Origin of the sequence: Enterocloster clostridioformis (assembly GCF_020297485.1) — a bacterium.
Classification (GTDB): domain Bacteria; phylum Bacillota; class Clostridia; order Lachnospirales; family Lachnospiraceae; genus Enterocloster; species Enterocloster clostridioformis.
Genome location: NZ_JAIWZC010000001.1, coordinates 4,185,216 through 4,204,548, shown reverse-complemented (window position 1 = coordinate 4,204,548; position 19,333 = coordinate 4,185,216). Strand labels below are relative to the sequence as shown.

Sequence of the window (19,333 nt, the reverse complement as noted above, 5' to 3'; positions counted from 1 at the left end):
TCTTATTTCACCCCCGTTATCTCAGACAGCTTCACCTTTCTGTTCTCAAACCGGGACTTGGTGCAGGCGTCTGCCGTGGCAATGGCGTTCCTGGCAGCCTCCCCTGTAAGCAGGGCCTTAAACTCCTCGTCCGGCTGGGCCCCATGCATGATATGGTTGAAATACTCCATCTCATCATACATGATGCTGTGAAGCCACATAGGCGGCTTCTTCCCCGGTTTGCCGTACATGATGGCTCCGTCCATCTCCGTGCCGTGATAGATTCTGGTGCGGTCGTCGTCCTCCTCCTGCGTCTTGTGCATGAGGAAATGCTCCTCCTTATCCCCCTTCTTAAGGGTTCCGCCGCAGTTAAACATATCCAGGCGGATGGCGCCCTCTGTTCCCTGAATCAGCACATAATGTTCCGGCCAGTGGAAAGCGGAGCCGTACTCCAGAACAGCGTACCGGTTATCACCGTATTCCATGGTGATAAACAGCATATCGTCCTCATCCCCGAACTGTTCCCCGCAGTGGGCCACATTGCCGCCTGCCATGGTCACTTCATCAGGGCAGCCGCCCATAAGGAACTGGATACAGTCCAGCTCATGGATGTGATGGTAGAGATGGCCTCCTGATTTGGCCCTTATTTTCTTCCAGCTGACAGAGGGCTGAATATCCTCCCAACCGTTCCTGGCAGAGTGGCAGTACAGCACCTTGCCGATGACTCCCTCATTAATCATCTTTTTGGCTGTGCGCACACCCCTGAAAAAGTTCATCACATGGCCTGCCATAAAGGTGACGTTGTGGGCAACGCATGCCTCCACCATCTCCACGCAGTCCTGATAGGACAGGGCAATGGGCTTTTCACAGAATACGTGCACCCCATGCTCCGCCGCCTTGATGACCGGTTCCTTGTGAAGGTAATTGGGCGATGCCACTATCACCGCGTCCACGTCCTCACGGCTGTATAACCGATCCAGATCCGTCTCCACGTCACAGCCCAGCTCAGCCGCCACTGTCCCCGCATTCTCCGGGTCATAGACAGCCACTACCCTGGCGCCCTCCTGCTCCTTCATGATGCGGGCCAGCTCCGCCCCAAAATATCCCGTTCCAACCACTGCATATCCAATTGTCTTCATGACTGTTCTCCTTTACCGTCCATATTATTTCAGTTCATAATTTCGCTGAGCTTTACCTTCCTGTCTTCCCTGAGGGACAGGGTGCAGGCGTCTGCCGTAGCTATGGAATTCCTGGCAGCCTCACCAGTGAGCAGGGGAAGGAACTCGTCCGTCACCCGGGCGCCGTGAAGCACATTGTTCAGAAACTCCATCTCCTCATCCATAATGCCCCTGAGCCACAGGAAGGGCTTTCTTCCCGGCCTTCCAAACTGGTTGCCGTTGTCCCGCTCCGTCTCCCTGTAAATCCGGGTTCTGTCATCGTCCTCTTCCTTTGTGCGGTGCACCAGGAAATGTTCCTCCTTTTGCCCGGTCTTAAGGGTCATGCCGCAGTTGCACATATCAATTTTAATGGCTCCCATGGTACCCTGTATCAACAGATAGTGCTCCTGCCAGCGGAAAGCGGAACCATATTCCAGAACCGCATAGCGGCTGCCCGGATACTCCATGGTTATGAACAGCATGTCGTCCTCATCCCCGAACCGGTCGTCCCTGTGGGCAACATTGCCGCCTGCCATGGTCACTGTTTCAGGACAGCCTCCCATAAGAAACTGAACGCAGTCCAGCTCATGGATGTGGTGGTACAGGTGTCCTCCTGATTTGGATCGTGTCTTTTTCCAGGTTTCGGATGCCCCGGTTCCCTCCCACGCATTGCGGGCCCCGTGGCAGTAGAGAATATCCCCGATAACGCCCTGTCCTATGAGTTCCTTGGCCTTTCTCACGCCCCTGAAAAAGTTCATCACATGACCGGCCATGAACACCACATGGTTTTCCTGACACGCATCCACCATCTCCCGGCAGTCCTCAAAGCTTAATGCAATGGGCTTTTCACAGAACACATGAAGTCCATGCCCCGCGGCGGCCAGCACGGGCTCCTTGTGCAGATAGTTGGGAGTGGCTACAATCACGGCCTGTATATCCTTCCTGGATACCAGCGATTCCAGGCTGTCCTCTGCATCGCATCCCAGCTCCGCCGCCACGGTGCCTCCATTTTCAGGGTCATAGACGGCCCGTATCTGCGCCCCCTGTTTTGTATTCATGATACGTGCCAGCTCCGCCCCGAAATAGCCGGAGCCTATCACGCCGTATCCAATGATTCCTGTTAAAGCTTCCATAAAATATAACACCTTTTACCTTTCTGTTAAATTCATTAGGATTTCACAGCGCCATCCGACATGCCGCCCGCAATCTTATTCTGTATGAGACAGAAGAAAATCACAGAGGGAAGCACCACCAGAGCAGATGCTGCCATCATGTCGCCCCAGTCCAGTATCTCAGCTCCGTCCAGGGAGCGCAGGGCAACCGCAACCGTCATCTTGCTGGTATTATTCATCAAAATCAACGCATACAGAAACTCATTCCAGGTATTGATGAAGGTGTAGATGGCCGTGGCCACCACGCCGGGCGCCACCAGCGGAAGCACCACCCGGACAAAGGTCTGCATCTTATTGGCCCCGTCGATTCTGGCCGCCTCCTCGATTTCCAGGGGTACGGTCCTGAAAAATCCGGTCAGGAGCCACACCGCATATGGCACGGAGAAGGACAGGTACACGATAACCAGGCCAATCCTTGTGTTAATAAGCTCCAGCTTTCCCATAACCACGGAGTAGGGAATGGCCAGAAGGATGGGCGGAAATATGTAAGTGGTCACCAGCACCTTGGACATGGCCGATCCCAGCCGCGTAAAGAACCTGACGATTCCATAGGCCGCCAGCGCAGCCACCGTAATGGCAATCAGGGTGGTCACCAGAGAAATGATGACACTGTTTTTGATGTTCACGAAAAACTTAAGGTCATTGATAACATGGGCATAATAGTCAAAAGTCCATGTCTTAGGCCAGAAGGCCGTGGGATTACCTGTCAGTTCCCCCTTTCCCTTCAGGGAGGATATGATAATCCATACCAGCGGGAAAATGGAGATAAAGGTCAGAATAATCAGGTATATATGGCTGATAATATTTCCTGCTTTAAACTTTTTCATTTACTGTCCTCCTTTTCCCACTTATTGATGACCGCAAAGTAGATGCCGCATATAATCATCAGGAATATAAACAGCAGCACGGTTACTGCCGATGATCGTCCGATAAGCTTGGTGCTCCATCCCATATTGTAGGCATAGAGCGGTATGGTCTGGGTGGTGCCCGCCGGCCCGCCGCCTGTAATCAGGTAAATCAGGTCAAAGTTGTTAAAAATCCACACTGTCCTTAAAACCACCAGCAGTCCCACCACCATCTTGATATGGGGCACTGTGACATAGTAGAACGACTGCCACGGCCTGGCCCCGTCAATCTGGGCAGCCTCGTACTGGTCCCTGGGAACCGTTTCCAGAGCCGAGAGCACATTTACCATAATCATGGGCGCTCCGAACCATATATTAATCAGCACCAGGCTTACAAAGGCCAGCGTACCGCTGGTCAAAAACTGCGGCGCCGCCTCACAGATACCCAGCTTCACCAGGATGTTTGGCAGGAAGCCGTATACTCCGTTGAGAATCCACTTCCAGGAAAATGCGATGACAATGGATGGAAATGCCCAGGGGATGATGAGAAGGGTCTTATAAACGCCCTTGCACACCTTAATCCGCTTCAGGGCCAGGGCAGCGGTAAATCCCACCCCTATCTGTCCCATCAGGGACAGGACCGTCCATTTCAGAGAGTTGAAAAATGAAAGCCAGAAACCGCTGTCCTTTAACACCTCGGCATAATTCTTAAAGCCAATGAATTTATAGGCCGGCTTAATCAGGTTCTTGTTTGTAAAGCTGTATACTATGCTGGAACAGATGGGATATATGAACAATGCAATTACAATGACGATTGCAGGAAGCACAAACAACCACCTTGTATAACTTTTCTTCCCCAAGATTTCCTCCTCCTTCTCAGTATTAGAGCGTGTCTCAAAATGCATCCGCCTTTTCAGACACGCTCCGGGACGGCTTATTCAGCTGTCTCAAACAGTGCGTTCAGTTTATCTTCCGCTGTTTTTGCAGCAGTCTTTACATCTGTCCCGTTGGTAATGATATCCTGGAACATATCCTCAATCACATGGTTGTTCTGCATGATTCCGGCCTGGACATTAGGACCGTGCTCATAACCGAAGGCTGTACCGATATCGGCTGCCGCGGTCAGCACTTCCTCTGCATGTGTAAACTGCCTGATGGTATCGTCATCCCTGTAGGCGTCCGTGTCAGCAATTCCCTTGATGGCGGGAAGCATGCCCACCGGAGTTGCGTGCAGGAATTCAACATATGTATCCTCGTCATAAAGGGTTTTCATAAATGCCTTGCAGATTTCGGGATGCTTGGAAGCCTTCCACACGACCATAGGCGTGTTGGTGGTCATGATTCCCTCGTCCGGGTCGTCCGCGTGGATCTTTGGAATCGGGTAGCAGTCCACATACTGGAGCAGGTCCGGTGAGTTGGCTGCAACGCCTGAAATCTGGAAGCCGGAGTTAAAATCAAATGCGGTTTTGCCCTGGTAATACAGGGTTGCCTGGTCCAGTACATCAAAGTTAATGGAATCCTTAGGCGAGCAGTCATTGTACACCTTCAACCAGTAATTGATGCCGTCAATGGCCAGATCGCTTGTCAGGTTGGCTTTCAGGTCATCGGTCAGCAGGCTGCCGCCGCCGCTTCTCACATAGAAATCCAGGAAAAAGGTTGCCTGGAAGTCATTGGTTCCGCATGGGAAAGACAATCCGTAGACGCCGTCCTTTGTAAGTGCCTTGGCTGTGTCGTAAAGCTCATCCCAGGTCTTGGGGACTTCCAGACCGTTTTTCTCCAGCAGGTCCTTCCTGATCCACATCACATGGGCGTGTCTGTAAAGAGGAACAGAATAGTTATTGCCGTCCACCGTACCCTCGGAAATGGCTGCCTCAGCAAATTTGTCACGGCCGATACCGTCAATCAGGTCATTGATGGGCAGCAGGGCGTCTGCGTTAATCATCTCCGCAACCTGGGCCGGAAGGGCGGTACTCATATCAGGTACATTGCCGGATGCAAGTCCGGTGGTCCACTTGGTGTAAAAGTCATTCCATGAGAACGTCTCAATATTGATTTTCACATCCGGGTTCTCTTCCATGAATTTGTCCGCCGCCTTCTGGATGGTCTCCAGTCTTGGCCCCTGGGTAAAGGAATGCCAGAAGGTAATTTCACCCGAAAGCGCTCCCTTAGTCCCGCTGTCAGTTCCATCCTGGCTTCCCGCCTCCTGTACCCGTGTCTGTCCTCCCGCTTTCCCGGAACCGGAAGCATCGGCGGACGACCCGGAACTGCCGCATCCGGCCAACAGGGCTGCTGCAAGTGCTGCCGCAATAATAAAACTTACATGACTCTTTTTCATACCATTTCTCCTTTTTCTGAATTATTTGCGTCCGTCATTTTGCTGTTTCTATAGGTATTATATTGATTTTCTTTATGCATTTCAACATTCTGGACAACTTATAATAGCATAAAACAACCATTATACTATTTTTTTGTCTTGTTTTGATTTTAAGAGGTGCGGGTAACTGTCGGGGTAAGGGGATGAGCACTGTCCGGGTGATTGCACGGGGGGGTCTGCGTATCTCTGGAAAACAGAAAAAGGACAGGGTCGGAACCTGATTCCGGATACCCGTCCTTTTTTCTTATCCTTGTTTCTTATCTCCGCCCCCTGTCCCGGCTTCCTGATTCTGAGTGTACTGCGTTTCCGGCACAATCCATTCTTTTTTAATCTGCCACAAGGCAGCCTGGACGCTTTTCGCCCCGGATTTCTCCCCTGCCCGTATCTGTTCATGATGGCGAAACAGCCTGGGCCAGCTGTCCATGATTTTCTGCTTCATCTCAGGATAAAACCCGGTGAGCACAGCATCCATTTCCCTGACCCCGCACTGCTTTAAATATGCCTGAAAAGCCCGATCGTCCGCCTCGTCTTCCCCCAGATATTTCAGGCACAGAATCTTATTCCAGTCATACATATCAAAAAACACAGCCTCGTCCCTGGGAACGCAGAGCGTCAATGTCCTGGTTCCTGGCGACTGGTCCAGGCTGTACAGGTTCATGAAGGACCAGTAGGGAAATTCCGCCCCCTCAGGCCTGGGAACCAGCTTCACGGCCTCCTTCACAAACCATTTGTACACAGTCAGGAAAATGGGACCGCTTTCCCCATATTTCCTGCGGACATATTCCTCCCGCGAAAAACAGCGGCCGTCCCTCTCTATGGCCTTTAAAACCGCATCTGCCTGCGCCGCATATAAAATCACCTTATCACCTGTGTCACCCATTCTTTTCTTATCTCCCATATATTCCCATATTTTGAATCATTGCCCAAAATTACGCTGTCATCAAAAAGCCGGTCCCAGCTGGCGATAATTTCCCGCTTAAGATATGGATAGAACCGGGACATGTATGCCTTGGCGTCGCTTACTCCGTACTGCTCCATCATATCCTGATGGCGTCTGGCGTCCGCCTCATCCTTTGGGATATAGGAGTAATTGAGGATACTTCCCCATTTTTCTATATTGACAGAGGTAATACAAGCCGGGTCCAGGGTCAGTTCCAGTATGACGGCACCCGGACTGGGAAGCATGACCGCCTCGCTGGTAAAGGAAACCCACACCGGATACTCCACATCCCCGGGCTTTTGGGCCGCGTCCGGGCTGTGCCTTACCAGCCAGTCATATACCTCCAGCACCAGTCCCGCATGTTCCTGCAGGTCACTCCGGATATACTCCCGCCTGGCAATGTATCTGCCTGTTTCATTCAGCTCCTTCAGCACGTTTTCATGCTGCTTTGTCCATACCTTAATCTGTTCCATCCGGTCATCCTTCCTCTCTCCATTGATTTGGCGCCCTTGCTTTAGTGCCACTGTTTTAGTGCCACTGCCCTTGCACGGTTCCTGCTGCGCCGTTTCGCCGGTCTCACGGCCCCTGCTTTGCTTCCTCGTCACCGTCTCTCCCCCACCGCTACTCCTGTGACATCTTCCTGTACCGGCCCGGCGTCATCCCAAATGCCTGCCTGAATACCCGTGTAAAATGGTTGGCATCCTCGAATCCCACATCGTGGGCAATACAGTTCACAGGATCATTGGACACCAGCAGCAGTCTTGCTGCCGTGGTCAGGCGTACCTGGCGTATAAACTCAGTGGCGGTCTTTCCTGTGGCCTCCTTAAACAGACGCCGGAAGGTGGTCTCAGCCACTTCCGCCATGCCGCTTAATTTATCTGAAGTATATTCCTCTGTGGGATTTAACATGATATAGTCAATGACAGTCTGTATCCTTGGGTCGGTCTGGACCGTGGATTTCTTCACCCGCTTTCGTATCTGCTCCAGGTTATACTCCAGCCCGTTAATATCCGCCTTCACATCATCGGGCTCATCGGAGTTCAGAATATCAATCAGGCTGGCAATCAGAGTATCAAGAGCTCCTCTTACGTGAAATGACTTCGACTTTTTGTCCGTGCGCACCCACTTGTAGATATCACTGAAATAAGGCTCGATTCCCTCACCCACATCCATCACCAGGGGAAAGTTATAGTACTCCCTGAGAAAATTGGCCCCCTCATAGAACACGGATGTGGTGAAACGGATACTGTAAAAAGCAAACGTATCCTCCAGCGCCTTACATGACAGCCAGCAGCCCTCCGGTATATAGGACACCTGCCCCTTCCTCACAATGACCGTCTCCCCATCTACCACAAACTCAGCGCTCCCGTCAATGATGTAGCGCAGCATATTGTATGGTATGGCGCTCTCCGGATAAGTCCAGGTCCGCCCAAAGGAATATTTATCTATATATAGAAAATTAAATCGGATGGTATTCATAAATGAGGAAAGCGACTGCATGATGTGCACCCCCTTTAACTGTATCTTTTTATAACTTCCAGCGCACTGTCCCCTTAGGGTTTAGTAATCTGTGCTGCACCCGGCCCTTTATGATTTGATTGTATCAAATCACGCCCCCAATAGCCAGACCCATAACAGGAAATTTTATATGGCCGGTATATTCCTGGCCGTTTCCCTCTCACTGCCCGATTCCCATCCGTTCAATCAGCTGTTCAATCCCCTCAGGGCTGTCTGCAAATGTTTTCACAGGAGCTCCGGCCATTTTCCCGCACTCCTCCTCCGTAATGGTGCCATGCCGCCAGACAGGCCCCTGTTCCAGCTCCACGGTATAGTTCCAGCTAACCTGCCCCAGGTTATCGGTCAGGGCAATCAGCACACAGGCATACGCTTTCATACGCTCCTCAAATACGGCTGAATTAGGCGTGCTCTCCTCAAAGTTAAGCGTCCAGCCGCAGGGCTCTACGGAGGTCTGCAGTTCATTCTTAAAACTTCCCAGTTCCCTTGATATCCCCAATGTGCCTGAGAGCCTTCCGTCTGCCGAGGCATCGCCTATATATGGATTCCTGGCCCTGTACAGTTCATTGGCCAGGCTGCTGACCACGGTTCCGCTGCTCTTAATTGTAATGCCCTGAATATACAAATCCTTTCCCCCGCCGGGAAGTCTAAGTTCCAGGTTAAACGTTCCGCTCCTGTTCCAGAATGACGGCAGACAGGAATAGATGACCAGCCTCTTTGCCCCATCCTCCTGCGCCAGCTTATATCCCCTGTAAACAGCAGCCGAATCAATCATGATTCCGCCCACATTCACCTGTTCCCCATTGACATCCGTATAGGTGACCATATAGGACTCCGTAGGATATCCTATCACAAACAGCTTCATAAAAAGGACAGTCCCCATAACTAGTACAGCATTGCCAAAATAATAATGAATAGACGTTGCTTTTTTATTGTAGTCGGTGCATAATAATTCTATCACTAAAGAATGGATGGGTTATTATGCGAAGGAAAACAATTGATACTATCCCGGTTTTATCTGATGCCATGAAAAACATATTATCTGCTTTTTCAAAAAGCCGCTCCCTTCCGTCAGGACTGGTCAAAAGAGCCAGCATTGTCCTGCTTGCGTCACAGGGGGAACTCAACCAGAATATTGCACCACAGGTCGGGCTTCATTATAATAATGTTGCCACCTGGCGCAGTCGGTTCCTCGCGGCGCTCCCAGCCTTGCGGAGGATTGAAATGGACGACCCGAAAAAGCTTGAAGATGAGATACGGGCAGTCCTGTCCGATAAAAAACGCCCCGGTGCCCCGTCTGTTTTTACGCCGGACCAGATCATGCGGATCATCGACCTTGCCTGCAGCAGCCCAAATGATTTTGGGTACGAAGTAAGCCAGTGGAGTCTCCCGCTGTTAGTGGCAGAAATTAAAAAGCAGGGGATCGCTGAACAGATTTCTGAGAAATCTGTCAGCCGTTTTTTAAAAATGAGGTAGATTTACATCCCCACAAAATCCGTTACTGGCTTCATTCTTCGGAAAAGACGGAAGCCCCGGAATCTTTTGCGCGGAAAGTAAACGAAATCTGCGGCCTGTACCAGAGTGCCCAGGAACAAAGCCGGGAAGGTGCACACATTGTTTCCACGGATGAAATGACCGGGGTACAAGCGCTGGAACATAAATATCCTGACAAGCTCCCATTACCCGGCCAGTGCGCCAAAATGGAGTTTGAGTATATCCGCCATGGCACGACCAGCCTCATCGGGTTCTTTGATGTTGCAACGGGCCGTATGGAAATGCCGTATTTAAACTCCACACGCACAGAAGAGGATTTTGTGGAAGCCGTGAAAGCATTGGTAGGGACAGACCCGCAAGCCCCATGGACATTTATATGCGATGGCCTAAACACCCATAAATCGGAAGCCCTTGTCCGCTTTGTGGCAGAAGCCTGTGCCCTTGGCGTGGAACTGGGCAAAAAAGGGAAAACAGGGATCCTTAAAAGTATGGAAAGCCGAGCGGATTTCCTGCATGACCCTTCCCACCGGATCCGCTTTGTCTATACTCCGAAACACAGTTCCTGGATGAACCAGATTGAGATATGGTTTGGCATCATTAACCGGAAGCTGCTGAAGCGGAAAAGCTACCTATCAATAGAAGAACTGGAAGCAAGCATCCTGCGCTTTATTGAACAATACAATCTTACAGCACACCCATTTAAGTGGACATATGCCGGGATACCATTAGTAATTTAATCACTGATATTTAAGCAATGCTGTACTAGGAACACCCCCGCGGCTCCCAGAACCACGTTTCTCACGTTCCTCCTTCTCACCTTCTTCAGATAATCAATTTCCGATGGCTTCCCTGCTGTTTGGGATACCCCTTCCATATCTGCTTTCATCCGCTCATACATTTCCCTGCAGGTGCCGCATTCCTCCAGATGGACCCGGATTTCGCGGTTCGTTGTTTCAGACGTCAGGCCGTCCGCATACATGGGCATTAAATCCCGAATAATTTCACATGGTATCCTTTGGTTCATATTTTTCCTGCCTCCTTAACGACTCTCTCTTTCCCGCGGTAATAGGTTACTCTTGCCCAGTTCTCGCTGCGCCCCATGATTTCTCCAATCTGCCCAAAGGTAAGGTTTCCCACCAGACTGAGGTACATAACCATATATCATTTTTCCGTGTTTCTTATAAATCTCTTCCATGGAATCCATATACGCATTTCCTCCTCATTCGCGTCTGGGGAAAAAAGACCCAGTCTGAACCTAAGATATGATATCCCCTGGTATCTGGCTGGGTAATAATTGGCTGGAGCCTAATTTGCTGGAGCCTAATTTGCTGGAGCCTCATTGGATGAATCCTATTGGTTGGATCCTGTTATTTGGAGTCCTTTGATTCGAGCCTGTTAATTTGATTTATGCTGTGCTTCCAAAATGAGAATTTCTCTCATCCCTTAGGTATATCCAGTATCTGCCCCTCATATATCAAGTCTGGATTCTTTACAGAACCGGAATTAGGCTGGTAAATAATATCCCATTTCAGAGGATCTCCCAGCTGCCTTTTGGCAATACTCCAGGGAAGTAATCTTGAAATTGCGCCGGACCTCTATTTTCTTACCATTCTTTCCCCTTAACTGGAAGGCTTCGCTGGGAGAAGATGTTTTCTCCACGTCAACCTGATAGTAAAGCGGTTCAAATATTCCGCCGTCCGCCCGCACTTCCTTTTCGCCGTTATCCGCCAGAAACTCATAGGACAGCTGGCAGCCCTCCTTCATATTAAGGTACCAGGTGCCGCCGTGGACCGAATTCCTGGCGGAAAACCCATCCCCCTCTGACCGCAGTAAAAAATCTCATATTCCTGGCCGTCAGGCAGAGCGCAAAGACCGCTGTAATCCGCCATTTCATGTATCTCCTTAAAGGTATAGATTCTCTCCTGAAAATTATCCTTCCCGGAACCGTCCCCGTCCTGGGCTGCCGATACCGGATAGCTGAACAGTGGAACAGCTGAAACGGAAATAGAAAATGCCAAACCGAACACAGTTAAACCTTTTAAAAAATCAGATACCCATTCATAGCGCCTCTCCTTTCCCTGCCAGAATATCATGCAGGTACCTCAATATACCAATATAAAATATTTCGTCCCGTAGGCTGTTTTTTAATGGGACAAATCATAATTTTGCGATATCCTGAACTTACGAAATATCTTTAAATTTCACCCGCCTGCCACATTCCACACGTTATCACAAGTATACTATTTTCTTCGGGCAGACTCAACACGTTTTCGTAGATAGTTTCTCTTTCCCGCTCCGCAATCTCACCAAAATTTTTCAAAAAAAGTGCCCGGCATCAGCCATTAACGCCAATTCCGGACACCATTTCTTATCTCAACTGCCAATTTTCCCAACTCACTATTTTCCAGGGACAGCTCCCCTACATTTCGTTCATCTTCGCCAGCTTTGCCGCCTGGTCCGCCGCAATCAGATTATCCAGCAGTTCCTGAATATCCCCATTCATAATAGAATCAATCTTATACAGTGTCAGTTTGATTCTGTGGTCCGTCACGCGGCCCTGAGGGAAGTTGTAAGTACGTATCTTCTCAGAACGGTCGCCGGTGCCAATCTGACTGCGGCGCTCTTCTGCCTCTGAGCTCTGGCGTTTTTCCAGCTCGATGTCGTACAGCTTGGAACGCAGCAGGCGGAATGCCTTCTCCTTGTTCTGCAGCTGGGATTTCTCGGTCTGGCTGTAAATAACGATTCCCGTAGGGATATGGGTCAGACGAACCGCGGAATCTGTTGTGTTAACGCACTGTCCGCCGTTGCCCGATGCGCGCATAACGTCGATACGGCAGTCATTCATGTCAATCTGCACGTCCACTTCCTCGGCCTCAGGCATAACCGCCACAGTGGCGGTGGATGTATGGATACGGCCGCCGGATTCTGTCTCAGGCACACGCTGGACGCGGTGCACGCCGCTCTCATATTTAAGCTTGGAGTATGCGCCCTTACCGGTAACCATGGCAACTACTTCCTTGAAACCGCCGATACCGTTTTCATTGAGGCTGACAATCTCCACCTTCCATCTCTGGCTGTCCGCATAGTTTGAATACATGCGGTAAAGTTCAGCCGCAAACAAAGCCGCCTCATCGCCGCCTGCGCCTGCCCGTATTTCCAGTATGATGTTCTTATCGTCGTTAGGGTCTTTTGGAAGCAGGAGAATCTTAAGCTCATGCTCCAGATCCTCAATCCGTTTCCTGGCGCCGGACAGCTCTTCCTTGGCCATCTCCCGCATCTCCTCGTCGTTCTCTTCCTCCAGAAGGGCCAGGCTGTCCTCCACGTCCTGCTTCGCCTGCTTGTACTGCTTATAGGCTTCCACAATAGGAGCCAGGTCAGCCTGCTCCTTCATGAGCCTGGTAAAACGCTTGGTATCCTGGGTCACATCCGGATCACCCAGCATAAGCATCAGTTCTTCATAATGAATCAACATATCGTCCAGCTTATCAAACATATCTATCTCCTGCTCCTGCGATTATTCCAATTACAACCACTACATTATCCTGTTACCCTGTGTTCTCTCCAAATCCGGCATCCCGGACAGTCCCCATCAGACATTTAAGTCCGAACTTTAAATCCAGACCTCACGCCCCGGCTCTCACCACCCGGTCCTGTCCTGCCAAATCCTTAAACGTCCTCACGTCCCTGTATCCCCCGGACCTGAACAATCCTTCCACTGCCTCTGACTGGTCATATCCAATTTCCATATAGATACTTCCGCCCTCCGCCAGATGATTCCGGGCCTCTTCAGCCAGTATGCGGTAAAATGTCAGCCCGTCCGAGCTTCCGTCCAGGGCAATCCTGGGCTCATGGTCCCTCACCTCAGGATCAAGGCCCTCTATGACCCGGCTGGGAATATAAGGCGGGTTTGAGACAATGACATCAAAGGTCCTCCCCGTCTCCAGACCACAGAACATATTGCTCTCAAACAATTCAAACTTGCCCTCATATCCGCCTAAAAGCCTGTCCCGGTTTCTGCCTGCCACCATAAGGGCCTCAGCCGACACATCCAGGGCCGACACATGTCGGTATCTGCCCTTAAGAGCCAGACTGATGGCAATGCACCCGGAACCAGTACACATGTCCAGTATACGCTTTTCCCTGTCCTTCTGTTCCTCCAGGACCAGCTCCACCAGTGTCTCCGTGTCCTGCCTTGGTATCAGCACATGTTCATTTACAAGGAACTCAAAACCCATGAACTCCTGCGTCCCGGTCAGATGCTGGAGAGGGGTCCGGCCGGCCCTGATTTCTATGAGCCTCCTAAATTCCCGGCATTTTCCCTCTGTCTCCTCATCCTTCTCCAACTCCCTGCCCTTCATGGCCAGGAAGGATGCCAGGTTCAAATGGAACACCTCCAGAAGCAGATACCTGGCATCCAGCTCCGGGTCCGGCACCCCGGCCTTATTCAGTTCCTGAACACCCTGCCACAGCAGCTGCTGCATGGTCATGTTTTACTGCTCCTTCACTGTCATTGCCGTTGTCATCGTCATTACGGCGACCGCCTTCCTGCCATCCCGGAAAATTCTCATCCAGGTAAGCACGCCAGTCAAACACAGTCTCCACTGCCGCGATGGCCACCTCTATCATGCTGTCATCCGGCTCCGTGGTAGTCAGTCCCTGCATCCACATGCCGGGGCGGCTGAGCACATTCACCAGCCTGGAATCATGGCGTCCCGCAAAACGCAGAAACTCATAGGACACGCCTGCGATCACAGGTATCAGCACAATCCGGCTCACCACGCGCAGCCAGACCGTATCCACCCGGATGACCATGAAAAACAGGATGCTTATGACCATGACAATCATAATGAAGCTGGTTCCGCACCGTTTATGTTCCTTGGAGCTTCCCCTCACATTGTCCACGGTAAGCTCCAGCCCGTGCTCAATACAGTTAATGCACTTATGCTCGGAACCGTGGTACATAAAGGTCCTCTTGATATCCTCCATACGGGAAACCATCTTGATATAGGCTATGAAGATGACGATTCGTATTACGCCCTCCAGTATGGCCATCACCGTATCGGAATGGATGAAGCCTCTGCATATATTGGCAATAAACAGGGGAAGCACCATGAAAATACCAATTGCCATAACAAAGGAAAATATCATAACCACTGTCATGAGAGCGCTCTCCAGCTTCTCGCTAAAGACCTTATCCAGCCACGCCTCAAGTTTACCGGGCTCTGCCTCCTCATCGTCCTCAAAAAAACTGCAGGACCAGGTGAGGGCCCTCATGCCCACTACCATGGAATCTATAAAACTGAAAATACCTCTGACAAAGGGAAGACCTAACATTTTATGCTTCTTGGTCATACTAAAATAGGTATCCTTTTTCACCTCAATATCCCCGTCCGGCTTGCGGACCGCAATGGCGTAGTCATTGCCGTTCTGCATCATGATGCCCTCGATTACGGCCTGACCACCAATTCCTGAATATTTCATTCCTTTAACCTTTCTCTTGTACGAAAAAGAAACCCTCTTTCCATGATTTCCCATGAATTCAGAAAGGGCTGAGCCTGCTCCCAAGCTCAACCCTCATCTCTTTGCTTATTAGTTAGCATTCATGCCATATTTACGATTGAACTTATCAATACGTCCACGAGCCTGAGCAGCCTTCTGCTGTCCGGTGTAGAATGAATGGCACTTGGAACAAACCTCAACGTGGATGTCCTGCTTTGTTGAACCTGTTACGAACTCATTACCACAGTTGCAGACAACCTTTGCCTGGTAATAGCTTGGATGGATTCCTTCTTTCATGATTTTCACCTCTCTGATATTATTTGCGGTTTCCGACCGCGGCCTGTGTATGCCAATCTGTCTCTGTACATTACAGGCAGCCGGCCGTATGCCGTCACAAGAACGCACAGATATCAGCAATAACTAAGTTAAACGCGCCCTCACCGTAAGGTTCTGACTCACGCGAACGCTAAAACTGCCGTCAATTCAGACAGCTTACATAGTATATCATAGAACCCCGGGACTTGCAAGATATTTTTTTGAAAATGTGGACAAATTACAGTGGTCCCCAGAACCTGTCACTCAGCCGCTTCATCCTTCCAGCATTCCGGAAGCTCCGGCTCCCGGACCCTCACCGGCTCCGGATAAACCGCGCCGTAAAGTTCCAGCTCCACCCGTTCAATGATTTCCGGCCTCACCGGACGGTTGACCTCCACACCTTCTATGGGGAAATCCGTCACAGGCACTGTCTCTACCTTTTCCAGCCTGCAGACCTCGTCCATTCCCTCCAGAACACGGCCGAACACAGGATAAATACCCTTGTGGTCCGGACAGTCTCTCAGCGGAAAGAAAAACTCGCAGCCGGCCAGCCCTGCCTCGCCGTAGCCGCCCATGCACACGGATCCGGGATGGGAGTCCAGGGGCTCCACATCCGGGTTCAGCTCAAACTCATTGGGTATCAGATACCGGCATTCCTTCTTTCCAAAGGCCGTGTAGCTGACGTCCACCCAGTTTCCGGGCACAATCCGCTCAATGGCATGGTGGTCCAGGTATCCCCTGGAGGCTGTATAGATAAAGCTGTTCACTGTATTGGGCGCTGACTCCGGCAAAAGCTCTATGACAATTTTCCTGCCGTTGGCCATATGTAATGTCGCGATTGGATTCATATATCCTCCTGTTAGCCGTTTACCGGTTAACCGATTATCTCAAATTCCTTGGAATAGTGGTTAAGCGCCTCACATCCATCTTCTGTCACCAGCACCAGATCCTCCACACGGACACCTGTATCCCCGGGCAGATAGATTCCCGGTTCAATGGAGAATATCATTCCCGGCTCTGCTTTCTGGGTATTCACAGAGGACACGTCTCCGAACTCATGCTCTCCCAGACCGATAAAATGCCCCAGCCTGTGGGTAAAGAAAGGTCCGTATCCCTGCTCAGCAATCAGGTCCCTGGCCGCCCCGTCCAGCTCGCACAGCGGAACACCCGGTCGTATCTTTGAGATAGCTGTCTCATTGGCGCTGCGGACAATCTCATAAATACGGCGGTGCTCGTCACTGGCTTTCTGGAAATAAAAGGTACGGGTCATATCGGAACAATACCCGTCTTTGATACAGCCCACATCAAAGAGCACTGAGTCGCCCGGCCTTATGACGGTGCCGTCCGGTCCGTGATGAGGGTCCGCCGCGTTGGCGCCAAAGGCCACCAGCGGCTCAAAGGAAAATCCGTCCGCTCCCAGGTCCATATATATCTTAAGCATCTGGTCCGCAACCTGCCGCTCCGTGACGCCTTCATGAATCAGCTTCTTAAACTCCGCCATGGCCCTGTCATTGATGCCGGAGGCAGCGCGCATCTTATCCTGCTCCTCCTCATCCTTCACGCCCCTTGTCCTGTCCACGGCAATGGAGGAATTCACAAAGCCAGCGGCAGCCCCCATCTCCATGAGGGGCAGCAGAAACCGCGCCTTTAAATCCTTATCAACGCCCAGCGGGTTTTCCTTATCCAGATAGCCTGCCACGATCTCCGCCGCCGGGTCTGTATCCGAATACCAGACCTTCTCAACACCCACATCCTCAGGCACGGTAAACAGCTTATTCAGGAAATACACATGATTTCCGTCCTCCCTCAGATAAAGGGAATAAAACCGTTCAAAGGGCTCCACATACACGCCTGTGAGATAATAAATGGACATGGGATCCACAATCAGCATCTGTGTCAGTTCCATCTCCTTCAGGGCTTCCATGATACGCTCCACTCTCTTCTGCTTCATGATAACATCCTCCTCTTCTAAAACTGCTTTCTCAGCTTGGGGTCCAGCAAATCCCTAAGGCCGTCGCCAATGAAATTAGCGCCTACAGCCATTGTGAAGATTGCCAGTCCCGGAAAACCAGCCACCCAGAACTTATTGAAATAGTCAGCTCCATCTGAAACCATCATGCCCCACTCCGGCGTGGGCGGCGCAGATCCCAGTCCCAGAAAGCTTAAGGTAGAGAACATCAGAATCTGGTTTCCGATGTCCGTGGTAGCCATAATCAGAACCGAACTGATGCTGTTGGGAATGACTTCCTTCATCAGGATCCGGATTTTGGAGGCGCCCAGAACCTCGGAAGCCGCCACATATTCATTTTCCTTTACACTCAGCACCACGCTCCGCATCATACGGGCATAGGTGGGCCATGCCACCACAATCAGGGCAAACATGGTGTTGAACAGGTTGGAACCCATAACCGCATTGATAATCATTGCCAGAATCAGGGAGGGGAAGGACAAAATCATTTCTGAAAAACGCATCATTGCATTGTCCACCAAACCGCCCACATAGCCTGCTATGGCTCCGTAAAACGTGCCGATGAAGCCTGCTATGACCACGGTGAGACAGCCTGCCAGCAGGGAATACCTGCCTCCGTAGAGCACCCGGCTGAAAATGTCCCTGCCAAAATTGTCCGTGCCGAACCAGTGCTCCGGAGACGGAGCCTTTAACCGCTGCCCCAGGTCCTGCACAATAGGGTCATAGGGAGCCAGCGCCGGCGCCAGGATGGCCGCCGCAATCCACGCCAGGCAGATTATCACGCCCAGCGTGAACAGGTAATTGGATTTAAATAACCTTTTTAAAGACTGTACCATCAGCTGCACCTCACTCTCGGGTCAATGATTCCGTATAAAATATCCACCACTGTATTGATGACCATGTAATTTAAGGCAATCAGAAGGGCCACCCCGATGATGGAGGGAAAATCCACAGAAAGCACGGATTCATAGGCAAACTGCCCCACACCCGGCCAGTTGAAAATGGTTTCCACCAGCACCATGCCGCCCAGCAGGTTGCCCAGGCCCAGGCCGATGACAGTGAGCACGGGAATCAGGGCATTGCCCAGGGCATGGCGGATAATCAGCCCCGGTCTTGACAGTCCCTTGGCCTTTGCCGTACGGATATAGTCCGTGGACATGACGTCCAGAAGGTTGGAACGGGCTGTCCTGGTAATCAGACCCATGGTAAATGCCGCAAGCACGGTTCCGGGAAGAATCAGGTGGCTGACCGCGTCCAATGCCTTGGGAATATTTCCCTCCAGAAGGCTGTCAATGACATACATGCCCGTGACCGTAGCCGGCGCCGTAAAGGCGTTGCTCAGGCGGCCGGGCCCCGGCAGCAGCTTCAGCTTGTAATAGAAGAAATACAATACCAGCAGCGCAAACCAGAAACTGGGAATGCTGACACCTGTAACAGATATGGCCCGGACCGTCTGGTCCAGGATGCTGTTGCGCCTGATGGCGGATATAATGCCGAACAGGACCCCCAATATGGCAGCAATCACAATGGCAAACAAAGCCAGTTCAATGGTGGCCGGATAACACCTGGCCAGCTCTGACAGCACAGGTTTGTTTGTGCGCATGGAAGTTCCCAGGTCAAACTGCAGAAGATTCTTCATGTACAGGATGTACTGCACGGGCAAAGGCTGGTCCAGGCCGTATTTCGCCCTGTAGGCAGCCACGATTTCCGGGTCGTTAAGGGCTCTCTGGCTCAAGTTTGCCACGGTGGGGTCTCCCGGTATCATTTTGGTCAGTATGAAAACCAGGGTGGCGACGCCAAACAGCATGACTACCAGATACACCAGTCTTTTTCCTATAAATTTCAGCTGTTCCATACGATACCTCTCTTTTCTTATGTTTCAATCCATACTTAATATAAAATACAAGCTTATGTTAAAATCCAGTCTCATACAGATATTCCCGTCAACGGTATCCCCCTTGGATGGACGTTCACGGCAATACCTGCCGCCGCTTAAGCTCCTGTCCGCGCCCGGGCCTGCGCAGTACAGTACAGATTACGGAGCCAGCGGGCAGGAAGATATCTGCCTGCCCGC

General features: G+C 51.1%; 20 protein-coding genes and 3 pseudogenes. 2 read left to right on the top strand and 21 right to left on the bottom strand.

What is annotated here, in order from left to right; translation table 11 throughout:
- Positions 1-2: 2 nt before the first annotated feature.
- The 9 genes and pseudogenes from LA360_RS21135 to LA360_RS21095 form a co-directional block, all read right to left on the bottom strand.
- Positions 3-1,118, bottom strand: a complete 1,116-nt coding sequence (locus LA360_RS21135) for a Gfo/Idh/MocA family protein (RefSeq protein WP_022201545.1) — start codon at positions 1,116-1,118, stop codon at positions 3-5.
- A 29-nt stretch (positions 1,119-1,147) separates the two neighbouring features.
- Complete coding sequence (locus LA360_RS21130) at positions 1,148-2,269, bottom strand: Gfo/Idh/MocA family protein (protein WP_022201544.1); 1,122 nt, start codon at positions 2,267-2,269, stop codon at positions 1,148-1,150.
- Positions 2,270-2,304: 35 nt separating this feature from the next.
- On the bottom strand, positions 2,305-3,135 hold the full coding sequence (locus LA360_RS21125; protein ID WP_002585737.1) for a carbohydrate ABC transporter permease: 831 nt from the start codon (positions 3,133-3,135) through the stop codon (positions 2,305-2,307).
- Positions 3,132-4,013, bottom strand: coding sequence for a carbohydrate ABC transporter permease (locus LA360_RS21120; RefSeq protein WP_022201543.1), 882 nt, complete (start codon positions 4,011-4,013; stop codon positions 3,132-3,134). The genes LA360_RS21125 and LA360_RS21120 overlap by 4 nt, the downstream gene beginning before the upstream one ends.
- 74 nt (positions 4,014-4,087) lie before the next feature.
- Positions 4,088-5,488 (bottom strand): ABC transporter substrate-binding protein, encoded by a 1,401-nt coding sequence (locus tag LA360_RS21115; protein ID WP_022201542.1) that lies wholly within the window; start codon positions 5,486-5,488, stop codon positions 4,088-4,090.
- Positions 5,489-5,771: 283 nt separating this feature from the next.
- The gene (locus tag LA360_RS21110; RefSeq protein ID WP_112481547.1) at positions 5,772-6,407 is read right to left on the bottom strand and encodes a DUF3841 domain-containing protein; all 636 of its coding nucleotides are present in this window, start codon (positions 6,405-6,407) and stop codon (positions 5,772-5,774) included.
- Positions 6,383-6,940: a DUF3841 domain-containing protein gene (locus LA360_RS21105; protein WP_112481546.1), complete on the bottom strand. Its 558-nt coding sequence runs from the start codon at positions 6,938-6,940 to the stop codon at positions 6,383-6,385. Before LA360_RS21105 ends, LA360_RS21110 begins: the two co-directional genes overlap by 25 nt.
- Before the next feature lie 148 nt (positions 6,941-7,088).
- Positions 7,089-7,967: a helix-turn-helix domain-containing protein gene (locus tag LA360_RS21100; protein WP_057571507.1), complete on the bottom strand. Its 879-nt coding sequence runs from the start codon at positions 7,965-7,967 to the stop codon at positions 7,089-7,091.
- Positions 7,968-8,145: 178 nt separating this feature from the next.
- Positions 8,146-8,871 (bottom strand): annotated as a pseudogene (locus LA360_RS21095) (DUF4825 domain-containing protein); the annotation flags it as partial.
- Between the two features lie 92 nt (positions 8,872-8,963).
- Between LA360_RS21095 and LA360_RS21090 the strand changes: the two are divergent.
- Together LA360_RS21090 and LA360_RS21085 are read left to right on the top strand one after the other, a co-directional pair.
- Positions 8,964-9,458, top strand: coding sequence for a helix-turn-helix domain-containing protein (locus LA360_RS21090; protein ID WP_089776580.1), 495 nt, complete (start codon positions 8,964-8,966; stop codon positions 9,456-9,458).
- Complete coding sequence (locus tag LA360_RS21085) at positions 9,428-10,213, top strand: transposase (RefSeq protein ID WP_112481403.1); 786 nt, start codon at positions 9,428-9,430, stop codon at positions 10,211-10,213. The genes LA360_RS21090 and LA360_RS21085 overlap by 31 nt, the downstream gene beginning before the upstream one ends.
- A 26-nt stretch (positions 10,214-10,239) precedes the next feature.
- Here LA360_RS21085 and LA360_RS21080 read toward each other — a convergent pair.
- The 12 genes and pseudogenes from LA360_RS21080 to LA360_RS21020 all read right to left on the bottom strand — a co-directional run.
- Positions 10,240-10,500: pseudogene (locus LA360_RS21080) on the bottom strand (zf-HC2 domain-containing protein); the annotation flags it as partial.
- Positions 10,497-10,631, bottom strand: a pseudogene (locus tag LA360_RS21075) (RNA polymerase subunit sigma); the annotation flags it as partial. The pseudogenes LA360_RS21075 and LA360_RS21080, both read right to left, overlap by 4 nt.
- 348 nt (positions 10,632-10,979) lie before the next feature.
- Positions 10,980-11,240, bottom strand: coding sequence for a hypothetical protein (locus LA360_RS21065; protein WP_022201536.1), 261 nt, complete (start codon positions 11,238-11,240; stop codon positions 10,980-10,982).
- Entirely contained in the window at positions 11,237-11,569 is a 333-nt protein-coding gene (locus LA360_RS21060; protein ID WP_022201535.1) for a hypothetical protein, read from the bottom strand. The genes LA360_RS21065 and LA360_RS21060 overlap by 4 nt, the downstream gene beginning before the upstream one ends.
- A 326-nt stretch (positions 11,570-11,895) precedes the next feature.
- Positions 11,896-12,969, bottom strand: coding sequence for a peptide chain release factor 1 (gene prfA, locus LA360_RS21055; protein ID WP_002585727.1), 1,074 nt, complete (start codon positions 12,967-12,969; stop codon positions 11,896-11,898).
- 130 nt (positions 12,970-13,099) lie between these two features.
- Positions 13,100-13,963, bottom strand: a complete 864-nt coding sequence (gene prmC / locus LA360_RS21050) for a peptide chain release factor N(5)-glutamine methyltransferase (protein ID WP_022201534.1) — start codon at positions 13,961-13,963, stop codon at positions 13,100-13,102.
- Positions 13,917-15,041 carry a DUF1385 domain-containing protein gene (locus LA360_RS21045; RefSeq protein WP_170321106.1) on the bottom strand — a complete coding sequence of 375 codons (1,125 nt, stop codon included), beginning with the start codon at positions 15,039-15,041 and terminating at the stop codon, positions 13,917-13,919. The genes prmC and LA360_RS21045 overlap by 47 nt, the downstream gene beginning before the upstream one ends.
- Positions 15,042-15,065: 24 nt before the next feature.
- Entirely contained in the window at positions 15,066-15,272 is a 207-nt protein-coding gene (gene rpmE, locus LA360_RS21040) for a 50S ribosomal protein L31 (protein ID WP_002568352.1), read from the bottom strand.
- Between the two features lie 278 nt (positions 15,273-15,550).
- The gene (locus LA360_RS21035; protein ID WP_022201532.1) at positions 15,551-16,138 is read right to left on the bottom strand and encodes a peptidylprolyl isomerase; all 588 of its coding nucleotides are present in this window, start codon (positions 16,136-16,138) and stop codon (positions 15,551-15,553) included.
- A gap of 26 nt (positions 16,139-16,164) precedes the next feature.
- Positions 16,165-17,241, bottom strand: a complete 1,077-nt coding sequence (locus tag LA360_RS21030) for a M24 family metallopeptidase (protein ID WP_022201531.1) — start codon at positions 17,239-17,241, stop codon at positions 16,165-16,167.
- 17 nt (positions 17,242-17,258) lie between these two features.
- On the bottom strand, positions 17,259-18,095 hold the full coding sequence (locus tag LA360_RS21025) for an ABC transporter permease (protein WP_022201530.1): 837 nt from the start codon (positions 18,093-18,095) through the stop codon (positions 17,259-17,261).
- Complete coding sequence (locus LA360_RS21020) at positions 18,095-19,114, bottom strand: ABC transporter permease (RefSeq protein WP_112481545.1); 1,020 nt, start codon at positions 19,112-19,114, stop codon at positions 18,095-18,097. Before LA360_RS21020 ends, LA360_RS21025 begins: the two co-directional genes overlap by 1 nt.
- Positions 19,115-19,333 lie beyond the last annotated feature (219 nt).